The organism is Hymenobacter siberiensis (genome assembly GCF_018967845.1).
In the GTDB taxonomy this organism is placed as follows: Bacteria; Bacteroidota; Bacteroidia; order Cytophagales; family Hymenobacteraceae; genus Hymenobacter; species Hymenobacter siberiensis.
In genome coordinates this window covers 78263-99929 of record NZ_JAHLZZ010000001.1, presented here as the reverse complement: position 1 = coordinate 99929, position 21667 = coordinate 78263, and the positions used below count along the sequence as shown (strand labels likewise).

Annotated in this window: 19 protein-coding genes; 8 read left to right on the top strand and 11 right to left on the bottom strand. The window is 61.7% G+C overall.

The genetic code is table 11. From position 1 onward, the window contains the following. Positions 1-73: 73 nt before the first annotated feature. From KQ661_RS00450 to KQ661_RS22695, 5 genes are all read left to right on the top strand, one after another. Positions 74-415, top strand: coding sequence for an HU family DNA-binding protein (locus tag KQ661_RS00450; RefSeq protein ID WP_317170162.1), 342 nt, complete (start codon positions 74-76; stop codon positions 413-415). A 134-nt stretch (positions 416-549) separates the two neighbouring features. Then, positions 550-1470, top strand: a complete 921-nt coding sequence (locus KQ661_RS00445; RefSeq protein WP_216685366.1) for a tetratricopeptide repeat protein — start codon at positions 550-552, stop codon at positions 1468-1470. A 343-nt stretch (positions 1471-1813) separates the two neighbouring features. Beyond that, positions 1814-3421, top strand: a complete 1608-nt coding sequence (locus KQ661_RS00440; protein WP_216678853.1) for an Rne/Rng family ribonuclease — start codon at positions 1814-1816, stop codon at positions 3419-3421. 148 nt (positions 3422-3569) lie between these two features. Beyond that, positions 3570-3797, top strand: coding sequence for an IS4/Tn5 family transposase DNA-binding protein (locus KQ661_RS00435; RefSeq protein ID WP_216678852.1), 228 nt, complete (start codon positions 3570-3572; stop codon positions 3795-3797). A gap of 596 nt (positions 3798-4393) precedes the next feature. After that, positions 4394-4990, top strand: coding sequence for an IS4 family transposase (locus KQ661_RS22695; RefSeq protein WP_216685365.1), 597 nt, complete (start codon positions 4394-4396; stop codon positions 4988-4990). Between the two features lie 61 nt (positions 4991-5051). Here the strand turns inward: KQ661_RS22695 and KQ661_RS00425 are convergent, their stop codons facing one another. Beyond that, positions 5052-5759, bottom strand: coding sequence for a porin family protein (locus KQ661_RS00425; RefSeq protein ID WP_216685364.1), 708 nt, complete (start codon positions 5757-5759; stop codon positions 5052-5054). A gap of 79 nt (positions 5760-5838) precedes the next feature. Here KQ661_RS00425 and gldB point away from each other — a divergent pair, with 79 nt between their 5' ends. Both gldB and KQ661_RS00415 read left to right on the top strand, forming a co-directional pair. Continuing rightward, on the top strand, positions 5839-6861 hold the full coding sequence (gene gldB, locus KQ661_RS00420; RefSeq protein WP_216685363.1) for a gliding motility lipoprotein GldB: 1023 nt from the start codon (positions 5839-5841) through the stop codon (positions 6859-6861). A gap of 93 nt (positions 6862-6954) precedes the next feature. Beyond that, a complete protein-coding gene (locus KQ661_RS00415) occupies positions 6955-8160 on the top strand; it encodes a glycosyltransferase family 4 protein (protein ID WP_216678848.1) in 1206 nt (401 codons plus the stop codon). Positions 8161-8431: 271 nt separating this feature from the next. Here the strand turns inward: KQ661_RS00415 and nth are convergent, their stop codons facing one another. The 3 genes from nth to KQ661_RS00400 form a co-directional block, all read right to left on the bottom strand. Then, the gene (nth, locus tag KQ661_RS00410) at positions 8432-9109 is read right to left on the bottom strand and encodes an endonuclease III (RefSeq protein WP_216685362.1); all 678 of its coding nucleotides are present in this window, start codon (positions 9107-9109) and stop codon (positions 8432-8434) included. A gap of 379 nt (positions 9110-9488) precedes the next feature. Then, complete coding sequence (locus KQ661_RS00405; RefSeq protein ID WP_216678846.1) at positions 9489-10127, bottom strand: RNA polymerase sigma factor; 639 nt, start codon at positions 10125-10127, stop codon at positions 9489-9491. Positions 10128-10424: 297 nt separating this feature from the next. After that, positions 10425-10829 carry a hypothetical protein gene (locus tag KQ661_RS00400; protein ID WP_216678845.1) on the bottom strand — a complete coding sequence of 135 codons (405 nt, stop codon included), beginning with the start codon at positions 10827-10829 and terminating at the stop codon, positions 10425-10427. A 129-nt stretch (positions 10830-10958) separates the two neighbouring features. On the opposite strand from KQ661_RS00400, the gene KQ661_RS00395 reads away from it, so the two are divergent. After that, a complete protein-coding gene (locus KQ661_RS00395; protein ID WP_216685361.1) occupies positions 10959-12233 on the top strand; it encodes an MFS transporter in 1275 nt (424 codons plus the stop codon). A 4-nt stretch (positions 12234-12237) separates the two neighbouring features. Here the strand turns inward: KQ661_RS00395 and KQ661_RS00390 are convergent, their stop codons facing one another. The 7 genes from KQ661_RS00390 to KQ661_RS00360 form a co-directional block, all read right to left on the bottom strand. Then, positions 12238-12876, bottom strand: a complete 639-nt coding sequence (locus KQ661_RS00390) for a nucleotidyltransferase family protein (protein WP_216678843.1) — start codon at positions 12874-12876, stop codon at positions 12238-12240. A gap of 70 nt (positions 12877-12946) precedes the next feature. Next, positions 12947-15280 (bottom strand): xanthine dehydrogenase family protein molybdopterin-binding subunit, encoded by a 2334-nt coding sequence (locus tag KQ661_RS00385; protein ID WP_216685360.1) that lies wholly within the window; start codon positions 15278-15280, stop codon positions 12947-12949. A gap of 101 nt (positions 15281-15381) precedes the next feature. Further along, positions 15382-16365 carry an FAD binding domain-containing protein gene (locus tag KQ661_RS00380; RefSeq protein ID WP_216678841.1) on the bottom strand — a complete coding sequence of 328 codons (984 nt, stop codon included), beginning with the start codon at positions 16363-16365 and terminating at the stop codon, positions 15382-15384. 112 nt (positions 16366-16477) lie between these two features. After that, the gene (locus KQ661_RS00375) at positions 16478-17119 is read right to left on the bottom strand and encodes a (2Fe-2S)-binding protein (RefSeq protein ID WP_216678840.1); all 642 of its coding nucleotides are present in this window, start codon (positions 17117-17119) and stop codon (positions 16478-16480) included. Positions 17120-17283: 164 nt separating this feature from the next. Then, positions 17284-18231, bottom strand: a complete 948-nt coding sequence (locus KQ661_RS00370) for a ComEA family DNA-binding protein (protein WP_216685359.1) — start codon at positions 18229-18231, stop codon at positions 17284-17286. 303 nt (positions 18232-18534) lie between these two features. Continuing rightward, positions 18535-20019: an alpha/beta hydrolase family protein gene (locus KQ661_RS00365; protein ID WP_216685358.1), complete on the bottom strand. Its 1485-nt coding sequence runs from the start codon at positions 20017-20019 to the stop codon at positions 18535-18537. A 170-nt stretch (positions 20020-20189) separates the two neighbouring features. Beyond that, a complete protein-coding gene (locus tag KQ661_RS00360) occupies positions 20190-21587 on the bottom strand; it encodes an alpha/beta hydrolase family protein (protein WP_216685357.1) in 1398 nt (465 codons plus the stop codon). Positions 21588-21667: the final 80 nt, after the last annotated feature.

Sequence of the window (21667 nt, the reverse complement as noted above, 5' to 3'; positions counted from 1 at the left end):
CCCAATTCAAGGGCGAACCGCTTACCGGGCAAGGGCTTACGCTGGAATTTGGGACTATTTTGCCTAAAACTGTATTTTTTTCAACCACTCTAAGTACCATACCAACGTGACTAAAGCTGAGGTAATCGCCGAAATCTCCACGAAGACCGGCATCGAGAAAGCTGATGTATTGATGACTGTTGAAGCCTTCTTCAAAGTCGTGAAAGATTCGATGACCGAGGGCAACAACATTTATGTACGCGGCTTCGGCTCGTTCGTAAATAAGAAGCGCGCTCGTAAAGTAGCCCGCAACATCTCGAAAAACACGTCCCTCATCATCGAGGAGCACTACATCCCGAGCTTTAAGCCTTCGAAAACCTTCGTGGCTAAGATTAAGAACAGCAAGAAGGTGAAAGCCGTTGCGGCCAAAGCCTAATTATGTTTGTTATTGTTTAGGAAACAGGCAGGGGGATTAACTCCCTGCTGGTTTTCTAACAACGATGAATTACCGGCCGCGCCGCCGGTGTCTTTTCCGTAAGGGAAAGCCCGGCGGCCGGCTTTTTTCAGCTAATGGCTACTACTCGCACCGCTCCGCATCAATTGGTCCTCGTCGCTGCCGCGCTCGCGCTGGTTGGCGGCTTATACGTGTTGCCCAAAGGCATCATGAAGCCAAAGGAGAGCAAATCGGAGCTGAGCAAGGATGCTGCTGCCACGGCCAACCGTGACGGCGGGGGCATGGCTACCAACGGCTCCAAACCCGAAGCCTCGTCTGGCCCGGTACCCGCCACCGCTACCGAGAACAAAGGCCCCGATGCCGCCCCGCACACCACCACCAGCACTGCCCAACGGCAGGAGCTGGCGCGGTTGCTGGGCGAGTACCAAGCTGCTGCCACACCCGATGCCAAAGCCACGGTGGCTACCACCCTGGCCCGCCGCTACAACGACGTGGAGCGTTTCGACAGCGCTGGCTACTACCTGGAGCAGGTGGCCCAGGCCAAACCCAGTGCCCAGCACTGGCAGCAGGCCGCCGATGCCTACTTCCAGGCGTTTAGCTTTGCGGCTACCGACGAGCGGGTGAAACTGCTCGGCGGCAAGGCGCGGGAGCTCTACACCAAGGTGTTGAAGGACCAACCCGGTAACCTCGATGCCAAAACCAACCTCGGCATGGCCTACATGGCCTCCGAAAACCCCGTGCAGGGCGTAACGTTGCTGCGCGAAGTGCTGGAAGCCGACCCCCGCAACGAGAAAGCCCTGTATAACATGGGAATACTCGCGGTGCAAAGTAACCAGTACGACAAAGCCGTGAAGCGTTTCCAGGATTTGGTGAAAGTCAATCCAAAAAATGTGAACGGACAATTCTACCTCGGCGTAACTTTGGCCCGTACAGGCGCTAAGGAAGAAGCCAAACAGGCCTTCCTTGCCGCCAAAAGCCTCAGCAACGACCCCGCGCTGGCCGCTTCGGTAGAAGAGGAAATTGCCAAATTGAAATAGCTACGACACAACCAATCACCAACTTAACCCCCAAGCATCATGCCCTGCGGTAAAAAAAGAAAGCGTCATAAGATTGCCACTCACAAGCGCAAGAAGCGCCTGCGCAAGAACCGCCACAAGAAGAAGTAAGCCTCACGGGGCGTAGCGGCGGCCGGCAGATTTCCTAACGGGAAGGGAGCCAGCAGCCTATCTCTCACGTAGCCTCCCGAGTGGGGCCGCGCCAGATGCTTTTCCTGTGGCTCGCGAGGGAAGCCAGAACCGTTAGGTTCTGGCTTCCCTTTGCCGGTTTCGGGGTAGGCCTATAGCGGCATTACCGGCAGGTTACTTTAACTATATCAAGGCTTTGAGTAATGAATTAGTCATTAATTCTACTCAGGAAGGCGAGCGAATAGCGTTGTTGCAGGACAAGCGGCTGATTGAATACCACTTCGACCGCAACGACACCAACTACTCAGTAGGCGACATCTTCCTGGGCACCGTGAAAAAGGTGATGCCCGGCCTGAACGCAGCTTTCGTAGACATTGGCTACGAAAAAGACGCGTTTTTGCACTACGGCGACCTCGGCGAGCAATTCCCTTCGTTCACGAAGTGGGCCCGCACGGTACAGAGCGGCCGGGCGCCCAGCGCCGGGCTGGAAAAATTCACGTTTGAACCCGTCCTCGAAAAAGTGGGGAAGGCGGAAAGTGTGTTTAAGAAAGGGCAGCAAATCGTTGTCCAGATTATCAAGGAGCCGATTTCCACCAAAGGCCCCCGGGTGAGCACCGACATTTCGATGGCCGGGCGCTATCTCGTGCTGATGCCGTTCTCAAACACCATCAGCGTCAGTAAGAAAATTGTGAGTAAAGCTGAGCGGGACCGCCTCAAGCGGCTCATCGCCAGTATTAAGCCCGAAAATTTCGGCGTCATCATCCGCACCGTGGCGGAGGGACGTGAAGTGGCCGAGCTCGATAAGGACATGCAGGATATGGTGGCGAAGTGGGAGCAGCTGTACAGCACGCTGCGCACCGCCAAGCCCAACGACAAGGTGCTCGGCGAGCTGGGCCGCACCTCGTCGATGGTGCGGGATATGCTGAACGAGTCGTTCGACAGCATTACCGTGGATGCTCCGGCGATGTACGATGAGATGCGGGACTACCTGCAAAAAATCGCACCGGACCGGCTGGGGCTGCTGAAGCTGCACAACTCAAAAATCAAGATTTTTGAGCAAACCGGCATTGAGAAGCAACTGAAAACGCTGTTCGGCAAAACCGTGACTGTGCCCGGCGGCGGCTACCTCGTGATTGAGCACACCGAAGCTCTGCACGTTATCGACGTGAACTCGGGTAGCAAGAGTAACCAGGAGAACGACCAGGAAGCTACCGCGCTGATGATTAATATGCTGGCGGCCAAAGAAGTGGCCCGTCAGCTGCGCCTGCGCGACATGGGCGGCATCATCGTGGTCGATTTCATTGACATGCGCTCGGGCGAAAGCCGTAAGAAGGTAGAAGACGCCGTGCGCGACGTGATGAAGCTCGACAAGGCAAAGTACACCGTGCTGCCCATCACCAAGTTTGGCTTGCTGCAGATTACCCGTCAGCGGGTGCGGCCGGCCGAGAACATCGTGACCGGCGAGGTGTGCCCCACCTGCGGCGGCACGGGCAAAATTTCGGCCTCCATCCAGGTGACGGACGACATCGACAACAGCATTGACGACCTGCTGGTGAACCAGAACCAGTCGGGCATCACGCTGTCGGTGCACCCGTTCCTGTATGCCTATTACACCAAAGGCCTGATTTCGCGCCAGATGAAGTGGTATCTCAAGTACTACAAATGGGTGAAAGTGGTGAATGACAGCAGCCTGGGCCTCACCGACTACCGCATCGAAGACGAGCGGGGCGAGGAAATCCAGCTGCGTTCGTCGGCCGCCGCCATGAGCCGTTTGCAGGACCGTGAGGTGGAAATAGTGGACTAACGAAGGTTGTTTCGGCCACAATACGAATCAATAAAAAGCCCCAGCTTCGTTAGAAGGCTTGTCCTTACCCACATCTTCCAAAAAGCGCCGGCCAGTAGGCCGGCGTTTTTTTGTGGGGCCTTGTGGGGGGTGGGTAGTAGCTTGCGGGATGAGTATTTCGACGCATTTCTGCGACCCGCAGTGGTGGGCCCAGACGCATTTTGGGGGCACGGTATTGGGCGACGTGCGGCGCAGCCGGCGGGTCGTGACGCTGGCCGCCGGCTGGGCGCGGCAGCCCGGGGCGAGCATTCCGCAGCTGAGCGCCGGACAGGCCGGGGCCAGCAAAGCGGCGTACCGCTTGCTGGGGAGTGTAACGGCCACGCCCGAGGCACTCTAGGGGCTGCACCAGGCCGTGGTTCGCCAGGCGTTGCAGGTGCCGGGAACCTACCTGCTGGTGGAAGATACGACCGAGCTGAGCTGGCCCGAAACCGCCGCGCGCCGCCCCGGCCTGGGGCCGGTCGGGCCGGGCAAGGCCACGAGCCAGGGCGTGCTGCTGCATTCACCCGGCCGCCAAACGGCCCGCGTCGCCGCTGCTGGGCCTCCTGGACCAGCAGTATCACGTCCGGCAGCCCGTGCCGGCAGCCGAAAAAGACCATCCCCCCGGCGGCTCGCGCCTGCGCCAGGGCCGCGTGCGGGAGTCGGCCCTCTGGTCCCGGAGCCTGCGCCAGGTGGGCCGCCCGCCGGCGGGCACGCGCTGGGTGGTGGTGGCCGACCGCGGGGCCGACATCTACGAGCACTTGCAGCAGTGCCAGGCCCAGGGCCTGGGCTTCGTGGTGCGCGCCGCCCAGGACCGGGCCCTGGTGGCCGGCCCCGGGGAAGCACCCGCCAGACGGCTCTTCGCCCTGGCACGGGCCCAGCCGTCGGCGGGCCAGTTTCCCCTGGCCTTGCGCGGCCGGCCGGGACAGGCGGCGCGCGCGCGCGGTCGCGCTGCAAGTGAGTTTCAGCCCCCCGCTGGCCCTGCGCGCGCCCCAGGGGCCGGGGGCCGCCACGGGCAAAGGGGACCCGATTCCCTGCGCCGTGGTGCGGGTCTGGGAAGCCGCCGAAGCTGATTCGGCCACGCCGGGCCTGGAATGGCTGCTGCTCTGCGACCAGCCCGTCACGGACTTCGCCCAGGCCCAGGCATGCGCCCGCCAGTACGTGAGCCGCTGGCTCATCGAGGACTTTCACAAAGCCCTGAAAACGGGCTTGGGGGCCGAAAAACTCCAACTCCAAACCGCCGAGCGGCTGTTTGCCGCCGTGGCCCTGCTCAGCGTCGTGGCCCTGGCTTTGGTGGATATGCGCGAAAAAAGCCGCCTCCAACCCGACTTGCCGGCGACGGCCGCGGGGCTGGAGGCGACTTTTTTGCGGGTGCTCGCCCTGCGCAGCCACCGACCGGTGCAGACCGTGCGCGACGTGTATGATGCCCTTTGCGGCCACCTGGGCCGCAAAGGCGATGGACCGCCCGGCTGGCAAACCCTCTGGCGCGGCCTGATGAGCTTGCGCCTACTCGTCGAAGGCGTCCGGCTCGCCACTCAACTCGACCAGCCCTGAGATGTGGGTAAGGACAAGGCCTCGTTAGAAGCTGGGGCTTTTTGCTGGCGGTTGCGAATACTTAGAACTTGATGCCCAAGTCTAACGCGAAGCCACTGTTTTTAATGGTAACGTCTTTGAATTTCCGCGTGCTTTCGAAATAATTGTCGATGTCGACCAAACCACGGTGGTAGCTAAGGCCGGCGAAAAGTTTGGTGCTTTTGCCCAATTGATATTCTGCACCAGCACCCGCCAAAGCGTCAGCATCGAAAAACTTGACGTAATCGCCGGCCTTGACACTGGTATTGTTGCTTGGGTCAATGTAGAATTTTTCGCCATTGATGCGGGTGCCAATGGGAACATTCAGTGAGCCGCCGACTTGGAAATAGAGCCGGGTGGCAGGGGCTATTTCATTAGTGAACAACTTCACACTAAGGGGAAGCTCGAGGTATTGCGTGCTTATTTTCAGTGAGTTCGTGAAATTCAGCCCATTTCCACCCCCAGTAGAGTTTTTGGTTTCGTTATATGCAATGGTGCCGCCTTTACCGGTTAGTAGTAAGCCTGTACTAAAGGCATAGTTTTCACCGAAGAAATAATCAACCACTAACCCGCCTCCGAAGCTAAGCTTGCTGCCATCGCTGGTGAAGTTGTTGCCAACTGCCGTGCTGGTGGGTGAATCGGCCCGCAGGCTGGTGATGGAGGGCGAAATTTTCAGGCCAATTTCGACCTGGGCCGAGGCGCTGCCAATGGTAGCGGCGAGGGTGAAAAGCGCGAGCAGTAGTTTTTTCATAGGGGTTTATCGTTCCATTGCTGCTGGCAACAGCCGGCAGCCAACAGGTTTTGGCTAATTTTACCTCAAAGTAACGTGCGTGAATACGAATAATTTTGCCTGGCGGCGCTGGCTGCCCATATTTTTAGGAGCCGGCCTCAGCCTTGGCGGTTGCAAAAGCGGTCCGGCCGAAGGCTGCCGTCCCGATGCGGCCGAGGATGCGGCGGCCGTATCTGTGCAGATACAACGGCTGGAGCCGGCTTTTTTCCAGCTGAAGACGCCCGCGCAGGCGCAGCAGTTTATGGATGCCAACCCGGCCTTTGCGCGCTACTACTTGCAGCGGCAGCCGGCCACGGAAAAAGAGCTGGAAGGCACTCTGGTACAGCTTGCTACCAACCCGGCCTTGCAGCAGGTGGGCCGCGAAACGGCCGCCGCCTTCCCCGATAGCGCCGCCTTGCGCCACGACCTGGGCGAGATGTTCCGGCGGGTGCATTATTACTTTCCCGATTTCCGGGTGCCGCCCACGGTGACGTACGTCAGCGGCTTTCTGGCGAAGGATATCTACGTGAATGACAGCCTGCTGGTGATGAGCCTGGACTGGTTTATCGGCCCCAAGGCCAGCAAGCGACCCGACCTGCCGCAGTACATGCTGCGCCGCTACACGCCGGCCGGTCTTATGCCGGTGCTGGCCCAGGATGTGGCCAGCAAGTACAACAAGCACGAGCTAACCGCCAATAGCATGCTTGATGCGATGGTGCACGCCGGCAAGTCGCTCTACTTTGCCAGTCTGGTGCTGCCCTGCACCCCCGACTCGGTGCTGATGGGCTATACCCGGCGCGAGATGCTGGGCCTCGATGCGAACGAAGGCCGGGTGTGGGCTCATTTTCTGGAAAAGAATCTGCTGTACACCACCACGCCGTTCCTGCTCCAGAAATACGTGGGTGAGCGGCCCAACGTGCCCGAAATCGACAAAACCTGTCCCGGCCGCGTGGGCCAGTGGGTGGGCCTGCAAATTATCAGAAAGTACGTAGCCGAGCATCCCGACGTGACGCTGGGCCGCCTAATGTCCGAGAAGAATGCCCAGCGTATCCTCAACGACTCGCACTACCGGCCCAAGCGGTGAGGTTGTGAAATGGTGAGGTGGTGAGTTTGAAGCGCTGAACGCCCAGATAAAACATCAAACTCACCACCTCACCATTTCACCATCTCACCGCCTATGCATATCGCCGTTTTCAGTCAGTACCACACCAACCCCGACTGCCCGGCTACCAGCCGGCACTATGCGCTGCTGGCCCACATTGCCAAAATGCACCGGGTAACGCTGCTGACCACCCCCGCATGGAAAGGGCAGCGGCTGACGCAGGAATTTCCCTGGGTGCCCGAAGGGGTGGAGATTCGTGAAGCTGAAGTGCGGTATGATAATAAAATGGGCCCGGCCCGGCGGGCGCTGGCCTTTGGGCACTATGCGGCGTGGGCCGTGCGCGAGGGGCTACGGATTGATAAGCCGGACGTGATTTGGGGTATCAGCACGCCGCTGACTGCTGCCTGGGCGGCGGCGCAGGTGGCGCGCTGGCGGCGGGTGCCGTGGGTGTTCGAGGTGCAGGATTTGTGGCCCGCCTTTCCTATTGCGATGGGGGCGGTGCCCACGCCAGTGGCCCGGCAGCAGCTTTATCAGCTGGAAAAGCGGCTGTATAAAAGTGCTCGGCACATCCTGCCGCTCTCGCCCGATATGGCGCGCTACGTAACCGATTTGGGTATTCCGGCCGCCAAAGTCACCACCGTGCTCAATGGTACCGACCTGGAACTGGCAGACCGCGCTACGCCCGCCGCCGTGCAGCTGCTGCGGCAGGAACAGGGCCTGGCCGGTAAGCGCATGGTGCTATACGCGGGCACATTTGGGCGGGCCAATGATATTCCAACGCTGGTAGCGGCGGCCGAAACGATGGTGGCGGCCGATGCGGAAGTGGTCTGGCTGTTTCTGGGCCACGGGTTTTTCGAGGCGCTGCTTGCGGCGGCGGCGGTGCGGTGGCCGGGGCGCATCAGGCTGGTGCGGGGGCAGGCACGCCACGAGGTGTTCCGTTGGTTTGCGCTGGCCGATGTTTCGGTGGTTTCGTTCCTGGGTTTGCCGGTGCTGGATTCCAATTCGCCGGCGAAGCTGTACGACTCATTGGCTGTGGGCACGCCGGTAGTGGTAACCAACGCGGGTTGGACCAAAGCGCTGGTGGAGCAGCATGCCTGCGGCTGGTACGTGCCGGCCGGTGATGCCCCGGCGCTGGCCGCGCAGCTCCAAACGCTGCTGTACCAGCCGGAAACCCTGGCGCAGGCTGGTGCCAATGGCCGTGCGCTCGCCCGGCAGGCGTTTGACCGCCAGCGCATGGCCGCCCAGATACAGCAAATAATGGAGCAGGTGGCAGTGCGATAAAGTAATGTCCCGACAGCATTGAGTTAAACCAACGTTGGTTTGTGCCGCGTAATGCAACGGAGTTGTTTAGAAAGTCACAAAAGGTGCTCAAACGGTCATGCAGCGCGCAGCGAAGCATCTTGCTCGCCTCGTTGAACGGGCCTGACGATGCGAGCAAGATGCTTCGCTGCGCGCTGCATGACCATTCGGGGACTTTCTAAACAGCTTCCACACTTGTACCCGCTTGTGCCAAAAACCATTTGGCGCTTGCTGTAGCGCCGTAAGGTTGGCGTTACGCCGAAGCCTTTGGCTGCTTGGCCAGGGGCTTGACGAAGGTTTTCTCGAAATATGCGCAGCTGGCCGAAAGCGGACATATTTCGCATTTCGGCGAGCGGGCTACGCAGATGTAGCGGCCGTGCAGAATCAGCCAGTGGTGGGCTTTGGCAATGAGCTCCTTGGGGATGTAGCGCACCAGCGCCTTCTCCACGGCCAGGGGCGTGGTGGCCGTTTTGGGCACGAGGCCTAGGCGGTGCGACACCCGGAAAACGTGGGTGTCAACGGCCATTGCCGGCTGGTTGTAGATGACGGAAACCACCACGTTGGCCGTTTTGCGGCCCACGCCGGGCAGGCGTTGAAGCTCCTCGATTATGCTCGGTACTTCGCCGCCGAAATCTTCGGTGAGCATGCGGCCCAGGCCGGCCAGGTGCTTGGCCTTGTTGTTCGGGTAGGAAACGCTGCGGATGAAAGGGAAAATATCATCGGCGGTGGCCGCGCCGAGGTGCGCGGCGGTGGGATATTCGGCCAGCAGCGCGGGCATTACCAGGTTCACGCGCTTGTCGGTGCATTGGGCACTCAGCACCACGGCCACAATTAACTCGTAGGGATTGCCGTAGGCCAGCTCAGTTTTGGGCTCCGGAAAATTGGTGGTGAAGTAGTCGAGAAAGAAGCGAAACCGATTGGCGCGAGTCATGCGGTGGGAGAGTAGGGGAGGCCACAAAAGTAGGGTGGTTGCAATTACTTGCTCTCGGCTGTGATGCTGATGCAGTGAAGCATCTTATCACGCCAGAACAAGCCGTTCCTACGCGATAAGGTGCTTCACTGCGTTCAGCATGACAGACGTAAAGTGCCTAACTCCGCCAGCGCGGAATATGCAGCGGCCGCCACAAGAAGTTGAAGGGGCTCAGGACCTGCTCAAGAAAGTGCGCGAGTAGCGCAAAATGGCCTCGGAGGTTTCGGGCCGGGGTTCGCGACGTACACCGTCGAGCGCCCGCTGGGCCAAAAGGAGGTCGGCGCAGCTCGCGGCCAAGTCCGGGTCGTGCTGCAATGCCTCCTCTACCTCGCGCTGCCTTTCAACCGGCAATTCGTTGTACACATACTGAAGTAGTGTCGAATGGGGTAAGGTTTGAATCATAGTGATGCAGGGAATTTGCGGTCATCTTTTTCCGCAGGTTTATCAGCGCGTAGCGCATCCGGCCCAGCGCCGTGTTGATGCTCACGCCGGTGGCGTTGGCAATCTCCTGGAAGCTCATATCGCCGTAATGGCGCATGAGCAACACCTCCTTCTGGGCAGCGGGCAGCTCCTGGATTAACGCCCGGAGGCGGCTGTGGGTTTCTTCGCGGGCGAGAATATCGTCCGGGCCGTCGTCGGCAATGGTGAGTGTATTGTTTAACCGTTCGTTATCGGTGAGGCTGATGTGGGGCACGCGCTTGCCACGCCGGAACGAGTCGATGGCCAGGTTGTGTGCGATGCGGCAAATCCAGGGCGCAAACTTGCCCTCCTCGTTGTAGCGGCCACTTTTCATGGTGTGGATGGCCTTGATAAACGTGTCCTGCAATAGGTCCTCGGCCATGTCCTCGTCGCGCACGATGAGGAGGATGGTCGTGAACACACGACTGCGATGCCGCTCGAGGAGGATAGCGAAAGCGGATTCCTGGCCGGCCAGGTAGAGCGAGATGAGCGCGGAGTCGCTCGGTTGCATGAGGTCCATAAAGGGCTACGGAATAGGAGAACGTAGAGCTTTATGCCATAGTATGCAGTTACCGAGAAAAAACTGGGAGCGACGGGCGGTGGTAGGTTTTACCCAGCTAGAATCAGACCAAATGTAGAGAAATAGAATCCACTTACGCAATACCCTTTGGTGGAAAAATGCCGCAATCTTTTTGAGAATCTGGCGCAACCTTCCTCAAAACTTCATCTAAGCCGTTTTTCAGGGAAATTACCCAGGCGTTTTTCTGAAAAAAGTTTCCGAAGCAGGTAAGATAATTCGGGCTGCCTGTGAAGCAGTTCATTGGGCAAGCCAACGGTAGGCGGCGGCTTCTTCGGTAAACAGGGCCGTTTGGTAGCCCTGCCCGGGGTGCGAGGCGGAGCTGAGGGCGGCGGCGGAGCTGGCCGTTTGCTCGATGGCGGCACGCAGGGGTGAAATGAGGAAGGCTATGCGAACGGGCGCGGGATAGCGGTTCAGGAGCTGAGGGAAGAGCTCGGTGTTAATCCAGCTGGTGAGGGCGGGGCTGGCCAGCTCTTCGCGGCGGCGCAGGTCAAGTAGCCAGCGCCAGCAGCCGAGGGCATCGCCGGCGGCGAGAATACCGAGGTAGCCGTGCTGGAGCTCGGATTCGGTTATTTCGCGCTGCCAGCGGGCCACCACGGCGGGCAAGTCGGGGCGGGGTATTATTTCCAGGCCAAAATCTTGCATAAGCGGAGCGGGAAGTAGGATGAGCGTTGGGTTGCAAGGTAGGCGAAATGGGGTGGCAAAACTAACCGGCGACGGCAAGGCAGGGCTACCTTTGCCGCTGGCCGCTGCACAGGCGGTTTTTGTGCTCTTATGCTGCCATCTGCTGATTCTTCGCCGGCCCACGACCCGTACGCGGCACTGCGCGTCCCTGATTTTCGCCGCCTGGTATCGGCCCGCACCCTGCTCACGGTGGCCACGCGCATCCAGGGCCTGGTAGTGAGTTGGCAAATATTCAAGCTCACCAATAATCCGCTGGCGCTGGGGCTGATTGGTCTATCGGAGGCCATTCCGAGCATTGTGGTTTCGTTGTATGCCGGGTACGTGGCCGACTCGATGCGCCGCAAAAACATTGTGGTGGTGGCGCTTGCGGTGCTGGTGCTGTGCGCGGCGGCGCTGGCGGGCTTCGCCAGTCCTTACGGCATTCACTGGCTGGCGAAGGACTCGCTGTACACGCTGCCGCTGTACGGGGTGATTTTCGTGAGCGGGCTGGCGCGGGGCTTCATGGGGCCGGCGCTGTTCTCCTTCATGCCGCAGCTATTGCCCGACCGGGCGCTGCTGCCCAACGCCATTACTTGGAACAGCACCACTTACCAGGGCTCGGCGGTGCTGGGGCCGGCCATTGGCGGCTACCTGATTGCGGCCGTGGGCGTGACCAATTCCTACGTGGTGAGCACGGTGCTGCTGGCGCTGGCGCTGTTCCAGTTTGTGCGCATTGCCAACCGGCCGCTGCCGCCCATGGAAGGCGAGCGGCTGAACCTGAAGGACAGCGTGCTGAGTGGGCTGCGCTTTATTTTCGGCAACCAGCTGGTGCTGGCGGCGTTGTCGCTGGATATGTTTGCGGTGCTGTTTGGGGGGGCGGTGGCGCTGCTGCCGGTGTTTGCGTCGGATATTCTGAACGTGGGCGCCAAGGGCTTCGGGCAGCTGGAAGCGGCTCCGGCCATTGGCTCGGTGCTGATGGCAGTTGCGTTGACCTACTTCCCGTTGAAGCGGCGGGCCGGGCGCAAGCTGCTGTGGGCGGTGGCGGGCTTCGGGCTGGCCACCATCGGCTTCGCCTTGTCGAAAAACTTCTACCTGTCGCTGTTTTTGCTGTTCCTGACCGGCGTGTTCGATTCCGTGTCGGTGATTGTGCGCTCCACGCTCATCCACATTTACACCCCAGAGTATATGAAAGGCCGGGTGTCAGCCGTGAATAACATCTTCATCGGCTCCAGCAACGAGATTGGAGCTTTTGAGAGTGGCACGGCGGCCAAGTTGCTGGGTACGGTGCGTTCGGTGGTTTTTGGGGGGCTGATGACGCTACTGGTAGTGGCCATCACGACCTGGAAGGCCGATAAGCTGCGCAAGCTGGAATCGGGTACGAAATAAGAAATTACGGCTGACGAGGCTGGGTTTCCAGCAAAGCCGCGTACTGCTCTGGCGTGTCCACATCGAGCAAACCGGCCGGAAACAACACCCGCTCCACGGCCGCGCCCCAGCTGGCAATGAGCCGCCCGGCCCCTTGTTGCCCTTGCAGCTGAAGCAAGTCCGGTAGCATGGTTTGGGCGAAAACGGCGGGCACGCCCAGCGTATCGCCATAAGCCGCCGCCACGATGGGGGCTTGCGTTTGCTGTTGCCGGGCCATCAATTCCCGCAGCAGCTCCGGCGTCACCAAGGGCTGGTCGCTGAGCATGATGAGCACGGCGGCAGGCCGGGTATCGGCAATGGCGGCCAGGCCGGTGCGGATGGACGAAGCCATGCCGGTTTCCCAATCGGGGTTGTGAATGGCCTGAATGGGCAGGCCCGAAATTTCGGCTACCAGGGCTTCGTGCAGCGCCCCGGTCACCAGCACAAGGGGCGTACAGCCGCTGGCCACGGCCGTTTCGGCCGCGTGGCGCAGGAGGGTGCGGCCGTGGTAGAGCAGGAGCTGCTTGGGCTGGCCCATGCGACTGGAAGACCCGGCGGCCAGAAGCAGCAACGCCACCGGCTCGGCGATGGGAGCGGTGGCGCTGGAGGGGGGCGGCGTTTGCATCGGGCTTGTTTTTGAATAAATCAGAACGTCATGCTTCGACAAGCTCAGCATGACGTTCTTGAGTAGCCTCTTAAACGGCCTTCGTGCCCAGGATTTTATCGGGCGTAATGGGCAGGTCGCGCACGCGCTTGCCGGTGGCGTGGAACACGGCGTTGGCCACGGCGGCCGATACGCCCACCATCGAAATCTCGCCGATGCCCTTCACGCCCATGGCGTTGATGAAGGGGTCGTGCTCGTCGATAAACTCCACGGTCATGTCCGGAATGTCGGCATTCACGGGGATGTGGTACTCGGCCAGGTCGGCATTGGTGTAGCGGGCGTAGTGCGGGTCGCGGGCGGTGGCCTCCATCAGGGCCGCGCCAATGCCGAAGATGCTGCCGCCGATAATCTGGCTGCGGGCCGTTTTGGCATTCAGGATGCGGCCGGCGGCGTGCACGCTCACCCAGCGCTTCACGTGCACGGTGCCCAGGTCGGGGTCGACGTGTACTTCGCAGAAATGCGCCCCGAAGGAGTGCATGGAGTGCTTCGCCGCCTCTTCCTTGTGGGCATCGCCGGCAGCGGCGGTGCTTTGGCTGGCTTCGTAGCCCGCGCCGTACTTGCCCTGGCCGCTGCCTTCGATATCGTCCATGCCGGCCCGCTTCATCAGAGCTCTGAAGTCCTCGCCTTTTGAGGGGTTGGCCTTCAGCTGAAGACGGCCTTTTTCCATCACCACCTCTTCCGGCTTGGCCTTGAAAAGCGGGGATTTGGGGTCTTTAATAGCCACTTTAGTCAGTCGCTCCCACACGTCCTGCGCCGCCATGTACACGGACGACGACACGGTGCCCGCCGCCACCGAACCGCCCGAGTTGGGCGCGGTGGGCAGCTTGGTATCACCCAGCTCGAAGCGGATTTTCTCGGGCGGCAGGCCCAATGAGTCGGCCGCAACCTGCGTCATCACGGTGTAGGTGCCGGTGCCCAGGTCGGTGGCTCCGCTTTGTACCACGGCGTGGCCGTCGGCGTAGAGGCGCACGCGGGCGGTGCCCTGTGAGTTGTGCACCGGGTAGCTGGCCGTGGCCATGCCCCAGCCCACCAGGGTACAGCCGTCGCGTGTGGCGCCGGCTTTGGGGTTGCGCTTGCTCCAGCCGAAGAGCTCGGCCCCGCGGGCGTAGCACTCGCGCAGGCCCTTGCTGCTCCAGTCCTGGCCGGTGCTAGGGTCTTTTTCGGCGTAGTTCCGCAGGCGGATTTCAATGGGGTCGATGCCGAGCTTGTAAGCCAGGTCGTCCATCAGGCACTCGATGGCGAAGGAGCCGGGCGCCTCGCCGGGGGCCCGGGTGAAGGTGGAGGTCATCACGTTGGCGCGGCCCAGCTCGTAGTGCGATTCAAAGGTGGGGCACTCGTACAGCATGTTGATGATTTTGCTGTTCGACTCGGTATAGTTGTCCCAGGGCGAGGTGGTGGCTGTTTTCTCGTGAATGAGGGCCAGCAGCTTGCCGTCCTGAGTGGCTCCGGCGCTCAGCGTTTGGGTCTGGTCTTCGCGGTGACCCATGCTCGTAAACTGCTGCTGGCGTGTGAGCACCAGCTTCACGGGCCGGCCCAATGCTTTGGCAGCCTGCACCGTGAGCACGGTGTGCGGCCAGCAAGAGCCTTTGCAGCCAAAGCCCCCGCCCAGGTATTTGGTGATAACCCGCACCTGGTCCTGCGGCAAACCCAGCATGGTGGACAGCGCCTTTTGCGTGCGCGTCACGCCCTGGGTCGACTCGTACACCGTGAGGCGGTCGGACGCTTCCCAGATGGCGGTGGTCGCGCCCGGCTCCATGGGGTTGTGGTGGTTGATGGCGTGAGTGTACACGGCTGTCATTTTCACCGGAGCGCTGGCCATGGCGGCGCGGGCATCGCCGCGCCGGGTGTAGCCGTCGGCCTTACCGTCCTGAATTTTCTCAGGGTTGAAAAGCTGAGCTTTGGAGTCGGTATAGGCGGCAATAGGCTGCTCGGCGGCGTAGGTCACGCGCACCAGGCGGGCGGCGTGGGTGGCCCGCTCGAAGGTATCGGCTACCACCAAGGCCACCGGCTGGCCGGCGTAGTGAATTACGTCCGAGGTCATCGGCATGAAGCCCATGGGCGCACCGATGGCCTTTTTGCCCTCGGGGTCGTTGGGCGTTCGGGCCAGCTTGGGCAGGTTCTCGTGGGTGTAGATGGCCAGCACGCCCGGCTCTTTCTGCGCCGCGCTGGTATCGATGCGCTGGATGCGGCCCTTGGCGATGTCGCTGGTTTTGAGCACGCCGTAGGTGAGGCCGGGCAGCGGGTATTCGGCCGAATACTTGGCCCGGCCCATCACCTTATCGCGCCCGTCCACGCGGTCGAGCGGCTTGCCCACCACGCCGGGCTTGGGGGAGGTTTCGAAGAAAGCGGGTTCGTTCTCGTACATGGCGGGATTGATAATTAAGAATTAAAAATGATGAATTAAAAATGAGCGCAGCGATGAAAGTCCTTGAGCAGGATTTTTAATTCTCAATTTTTAATTAGATTTTATGCAGTAGTCAGTTCGGTGAGGGCGCGCACCAGCGTATTCTGGGCCAATTCTACTTTAAAGCGGTTTTGCTCGCGGGGCTGGGCATCGCGCACGGCGGCGGCGGCGGCGGCCCGGAACGTGGCTTCCGTGGCCGGTGCACCGGTCAGGATTTTCTCGGCGGCCACCGAGCGCCAGGGCTTGGTGCCCACGCCGCCCAGCGCCACCCGCGCCGAGCGAATGGTACCGTCCTGCACGTCAATGCCCACGGCAACCGAGGCCAGCGCATAGGCGTAGGAGGTGCGGTCACGCACCTTCAGGTAGGTGGATTTGCGGGCGTGCGCGGCGGCCGGAATGGTCACCGAAACAATCAGCTCGCCAGGTTCCAGCACGGTTTCTTTCTGAGGCGTGTTGCCGGGCAGCAGGTGGAAATCGACCAGCGGCACGCGGCGCTGCTTGCCCTTGGCGTTTTCGAGCAGCAGCACGGCATCCAGGGCCACGAGGGCCACGGCAAGGTCGCCGGGGAAGGTGGCGATGCACGATTTGCTGGTGCCCAGAATGGCCAGCCCCCGGTTCTCGCCGTCCTGGGCCGGGCAGCCGGAGCCGGGCACCCGCTTGTTGCACGGAAAGGCGGTGTCGCGGAAGTAGCCACAGCGCGTGCGCTGCAACAGATTGCCGCCGATGCTGGCCATGTTGCGCAGCTGCGGCGACGCTGCCAGCAGCAGCGACTGCGACACCACCGGGTAGTTCTGTACCACCAGCGGATGCTCGCCCACATCGCTCATACGCTCCAGCGCGCCAATGCGCAGGCCGTCGGCCGTTTGCTCAATACCCTTGAAGGCGAGCGTGTTGATGTCGACCAGCTGGCCGTAGTTTTCCACGTTCAGCTTCATCAAATCGAGCAGCGTGGTGCCGCCCGCGATAAAGGCTGCGTCCTTGCTGTCGCGCACGGCGGCGGTGGCTTCTTTCGCCTGCGTGGCCTGGAGGTAGGTGAAGTTGTTCATAGATTGGTTGCTGATAGGCGGTCATGCAGAGCGCAGCATCTTTACCGCAGTAGTAATTAATTAGTATTGAGGTAAAGATGCTTCGCTGCGCTCTGCATGACGTTCTTTTGATTTACCCTTTAAAGCCGCTTTGCTCTACCTGCCGGATGGCGGCCACGATATTGGGGTAGGCCCCGCAGCGGCAGAGGTTGCCGCTCATCCATTCGCGCACATCGGCATCGGTTTTGGCGTGGCCTTCTTTCAGGCAGGCCACGCCCGACATGAGCTGGCCCGGCGTGCAGTAGCCGCACTGAAAGCCGTCGTGCTCGATGAACGCGGCTTGCAGCGGGTGCAGCTCTTCGCCCTTGGCGAGGCCTTCCACGGTGGTGATTTCCTTGCCCTGGGCCATCACGGCCAGGGTGAGGCAGCTATTCACGCGGCGGCCGTCTACCAGCACGGTGCAGGCGCCGCACTGGCCGTGGTCGCAGCCTTTTTTAGAGCCGGTGAGGTCGAGGCGCTCGCGCAGGGCGTCGAGCAGCGTCACGCGCGGCTCGGCCTGAATGGTGCGCAGGGTGCCGTTCACCTTGAGGCGCATCTCGCTGACGCCTTCCACTTTACGGGACATGGCGGTGAGGCGCTCGGCTTGGCTGACGAGGGGCGGGGCCAGGGCCAGGCCCAGCAGGCCGGTGGCTTGCTTGATGAACGAGCGGCGGCCGTCCTGCGGGGCCGGGCCGTCGGGCAGCGCGGCCGAATCGGGCGTGAAGTTATCCGTCATGATAAGAGAATAGGCAGTGGCTAGCAGTAACAGCGCTGGCCCCGATAGGTTGAGCCGGCTCGGCCATAAAGGTCCGCTAAGTTCAACCATTTACTACGCTACTACCATTCCGAATGGTCGCTTATTCTTTCTGAATTTTTGATGAATTTTAGGAAAGCCCGTCGCTATTGGCAGCGCACGTAGGGCCGCATCTTCTCCCAGTCGGCCGGTTTCAGGATGGGAATCTGCTTCAAATCCTCCACCGTTTTGAAGGGACCGTGCTGCTGCCGGTAGGCCACGATGATGCGCGCCCGGGGCTTGCCGATGTAGGGCTGCAGGTACATTTCATCGAAGGAGGCCGTGTTCACGTTCACCGTTTTGGGGGCGTAGCCGGGCGCCACGAAGGTGTATTTCCGGAGGCTGTCGCGCAAATCCGGGGCGTCTTTCAGCACGAATATTTCGTCGAGCTGGTCCTCACGCAGGTAGCCGCCGAGCTGGTTGCGGTACTTTACCACCCACTTCGCCCGCCCCGCGCCAATGCCGCGAATCTGCATCAGCTGCGTGGTATCGGCGGTGTTGAGGTCGAAGGGCTGGAGGTTGCGCGGCTTGCGGGGGAATTTTCCGGGCGTACCATCAGTACTGGCGAAGGGCGGAAATTTGCCATCGGGGCCGGGCCGGTTGGCGGCGTAGTCGCGCCTGGGGCCTTCCTCGGGCAGCTGTATGAAGGGGGCCAGGCGCTGGTACACCGAGTCCTCCAGCCCGTACATTTTCTTTATTTGGGCCTTGGCTTTGAAGCCGCCCGCCGCCGCGCGGTATTTCTCCAGGCGGGCCGCCACGAAATGCGGCACGCCCCGCGCTTCCCAGCCCTCGGCTGTGAGAGCATTGGGGTCGAAAAGGCTGAGCCGGACCTGCGCAATTTGGGGGTAGCGGCTGCCGCTGCGGTCGAATTTCTTGTAGTTCCGCTTGGGGTAGCGGCTGGCGAAGCTCTGGTCGGTGGCGCGGTGCTCTTTGAGCTGAGTGGCCAGCTCATCGAGGGCTTTTTGGTCGGCAGCGGGCAGGTACTGCGGCAGCTCCGGGCGCAGGAGCATGGGCGCGATAATGAAGCCCAGCATCAGCAGCAAAATGCCCATCATGCCCCGCGCCTCGCCCCTAGAATAACCAAAATAGTGGCGAACCCAGCGAACGGGACTGGAATTGAGCCAGGACCAGCCTGAGCGCGGCGGGGGTAGAGCAGCCATTGGGTAGAAGCGCGTAGGGAAGTAGCAGCAAACCGCCGGAGCTGAAAGGGCCGTCCGGTTTGTGGGGCAAGTATAGGTGAAACGGCCCTAACAGCAACGCTAAAACGGGTTGGCCGTTCTGCAAATCTGCGCGCAGAAAGACCAACCCCTCCCTAAATTCACCGCTCACGGACTCGCAGCGTCCGCAATACAAGCGCGTTAGTTGCGGGCCCTGCTGACGCTGGGCGTGCGGCTGGCCTTGCGCTGGGTGGCGGGACGCTTCACGGTCACGGGCAACGGGTCGCCGGGAGGGCGGGTTTCCTGGGCTACCCAGGAATGGATGATTTTCAGCCCTTCGGGCGAGAAAACGGCTTGCTGCACGCCGTTTATCATCGGCCACTGTGCCGGGGCGGGTTGGAACAGGTGGTTGATGCCGTCGAGCTTGTACTCGGCGGCCGTGCGCTTGGCGTGGCGCAGGGCCTTGTAGAGCGGCGTCATGTTGCGCCGGGCCGAAACCTGCAAATCGGAAGTGCCATTGAGCAGCAGCACTGCGCATTGCACGCCGGGCAGTTTGGCCTGGGGGTCGAAATCGAAGAAATAGCGCGACCACGGCGAGGTGAGCTGCACGGCGCGGGCGCGGGCCATCGGCGCGTCGATGCCCATATTGGCCCCGAGCAGCAGCGAGGCCACTTTGGACCGGGCTACGGTGTTGTCGGGCGTCTGGCGGATGACGTCCACCGTGCGCTGGTACACGTCCTGGGCCGCTTTCACCTGCGAAGGGTCGGCTCCAATCAGGCGCATGATTTCGCCCTGCTGGCGGCGCAGTACCTCATTGCCCAGCTGGCCATAGCCGGCCAGCGACACCACAAATGCTGGCGTCCGGCCCGGCGTGGCGGCGGCTAGCAGGGCCACGTTGGCTCCTTCGCCGTGGCCCAGCAGGCCCACGCGGTGCGCGGCTACCAGCTTCTCGGCGCGCAGAAACGTCATGGCAGCCTGGGCATCGGTCACGAAATCGGCAGTGGTGGCGCTGGAATAGCTGCCGGTCGATTTGCCCACGCCCCGGTCATCGAAGCGGAGTACGGCAATGCCGTGGCGGGTGAGGTAGTCAGCCAGCTGGCCAAACATGCGGTAGCCGTTCACGTCCACGTCGCGGGTTTGCGGGCCGGAATCGGATAGCAGTACCACGCCCGCAAACGGCCCTTCGCCGGCCGGAATGGTGAGCGTGCCGCCCAGCCGGTTTTTGGTAACGGGGTTGGTGAACGTGACGTCGGACTCGCGGTAAGGCGGCGTCGCCTTGAACTTGGTGATGGCCTGCGTGGAGGCCACCGCCCGCGTGAGCACCATGGGCGCCGTCAGGCCCGGCTGCTTCCAGGTGCCGCTGAGGGTGGTGCCTTCATCCAGCACCTTGCCCACGAAGCTGCTGCCGGCCTGCTCGATGGTCAGCGTCAGGTTGTCGCCTTTCAACTCTACTTCTACCGGCATGCGGCTGATGCGCTGCTGGGGCGCATCGAGGGCGGCGTAGTAAGCACCGTTGGTAAGCGGTACGATGGTGATGATGATGGAAATCTCCCCGCCGAGCAGCTTCAACGGGCCTTTCCACTGGCCGTTGAGCGGCGCGGGCGTGGGCGGCGCGGCCATTGCCCGCGCCGGGGGCTGAATAATTAATCCCAGAAAAATCAGAAAGGAGAGTAGTAATCTTATCATGGAATCAGGATATAAAAAGGGTAGATAAAGTGGTTTCAAGACAAATCAAGGCTGAAAAGTACAACAAATGTTTTTTATCACAATTGCTGTTTTTTGTTTGATGGTCCGGTGGCTAATGCCAACGGCCGCTCTTGCGGAGCGGCCGTTGGCATTAGCAATAGATAAGGAGGCTATTTCCTGGTGTGCTGCGCAATCCAGTCGCCAATCAGGGCCAGCGCGGCCGGGGCCAGTGTTTCCTCAATGGTGCTGTACTCGGCCGGACTGCCGGTGGCGGCCGTCTGAAACAGGTGGTTGAGGCCCGGCAATTCTTTGGTGGTTACGTCGCGGTTGCCAGCGGCTTTCAGGCCGGCGGCGGTGGCGGCCAGGTTCAGGGCGGCGGGCACTTGCCGGTCGTTGCTGCCGCCTAGGGCCAGCACCGGGCAATGCACTTTGGCTAGGGTCTGGGCGGGGCGGTCGGCCAGGAGGTGGCGGTAGAAGGGCGATACCATCACGGCGTATTGCGCCTCCATGGCTGCCGCCGTGTTGGGGGCGTTGGTGGGGTTGTACAGCGCCATGAGCTGGGTACGGGCCTGGGCATCGTCGGGGGTTTTCTGGATTATCCGGGTCATGCTGCGCTGCTGCTTTTCGAGGGCCGCCAGCTGGGCCGGGTCCGAGATATTCAGGCCGACCAAGGCCAGCGACTGCTGCACAATCAACTCATCGCCAGCCACGCCCGGCGCGGCCAGCAGCACCAGGAAATCGGGCCCGGCGGGCTGCCCGGCCGCCCCAATGGCCGCCGTGCCGCCCTCGCTGTGCCCCAGCAGCCCCACCTGGCTTTTGCGGATGCCCGGCTGGGCCCGCAGCCAGGCCAGGGCGGCCTGAGCATCGGTGGTGTAGTCGGCGCTGGTCATCCCCTTTTGGGTGCCGCCGCTCTGGCCCACGCCCCGGTCGTCGAAGCGCAGCACGGCGATGCCGTGGCGGGTGAGGTAGTCGGCCAGCACCGCGAAGGGCTGGTGGCTGAAGATGGTTTCGTTGCGGTCTTCCGGCCCCGAGCCGGTGAGCAGCACCACGGCCGGAAACGGGCCCATGGCGGCGGGCACGGTGTAGGTGCCGGCCAGGGTGATGCTGGCCTTTTCATTCTTAAACATGACATCGGCCGACTGGTAGGGGAAGGGCGGCTGCGGCGTTTGGGGCCGGTTGGGGCCGGCAGCTTTGGCCCCGTCCGCCCGGCTGAAGGTGAGCGGGAAGGAGCGCAGCCCCTGCTGCCACTCGCCGGTCAGCTGCTGCCCATCGGCCGAGCGGCGGCCGGCAAACTGCGCGGCCATGGGCTGGCGCAGGCGCAGGTATACGCTGTCGGCGGGCGCGGTGAACTGCATGACCAGGCCGTTGGCGTGCCGGGCCGGAATATCCAGCGTGGCCGTACGCGGCCCACCGGCCGGGTCGGTGAGGTGCGCGGTAAGTTCCAGCGTGCCCATCAGCGTGCCGGACCAGTCGCCGGTGAGGCTGGGTAGAGCCGTTTGGGCGTGGGCGCTAGAAAAACTCAGCAGCGCGGCGGCGGTGGTTAAGAAGGAGCGGTTCAGCAGGTTCATTGGCGTGGAGGTGAATGACGCTGCAAGTGTACGAAGATAATTAGACAAACTTCTAAATGATGAAAATAAAAAATTTGTGT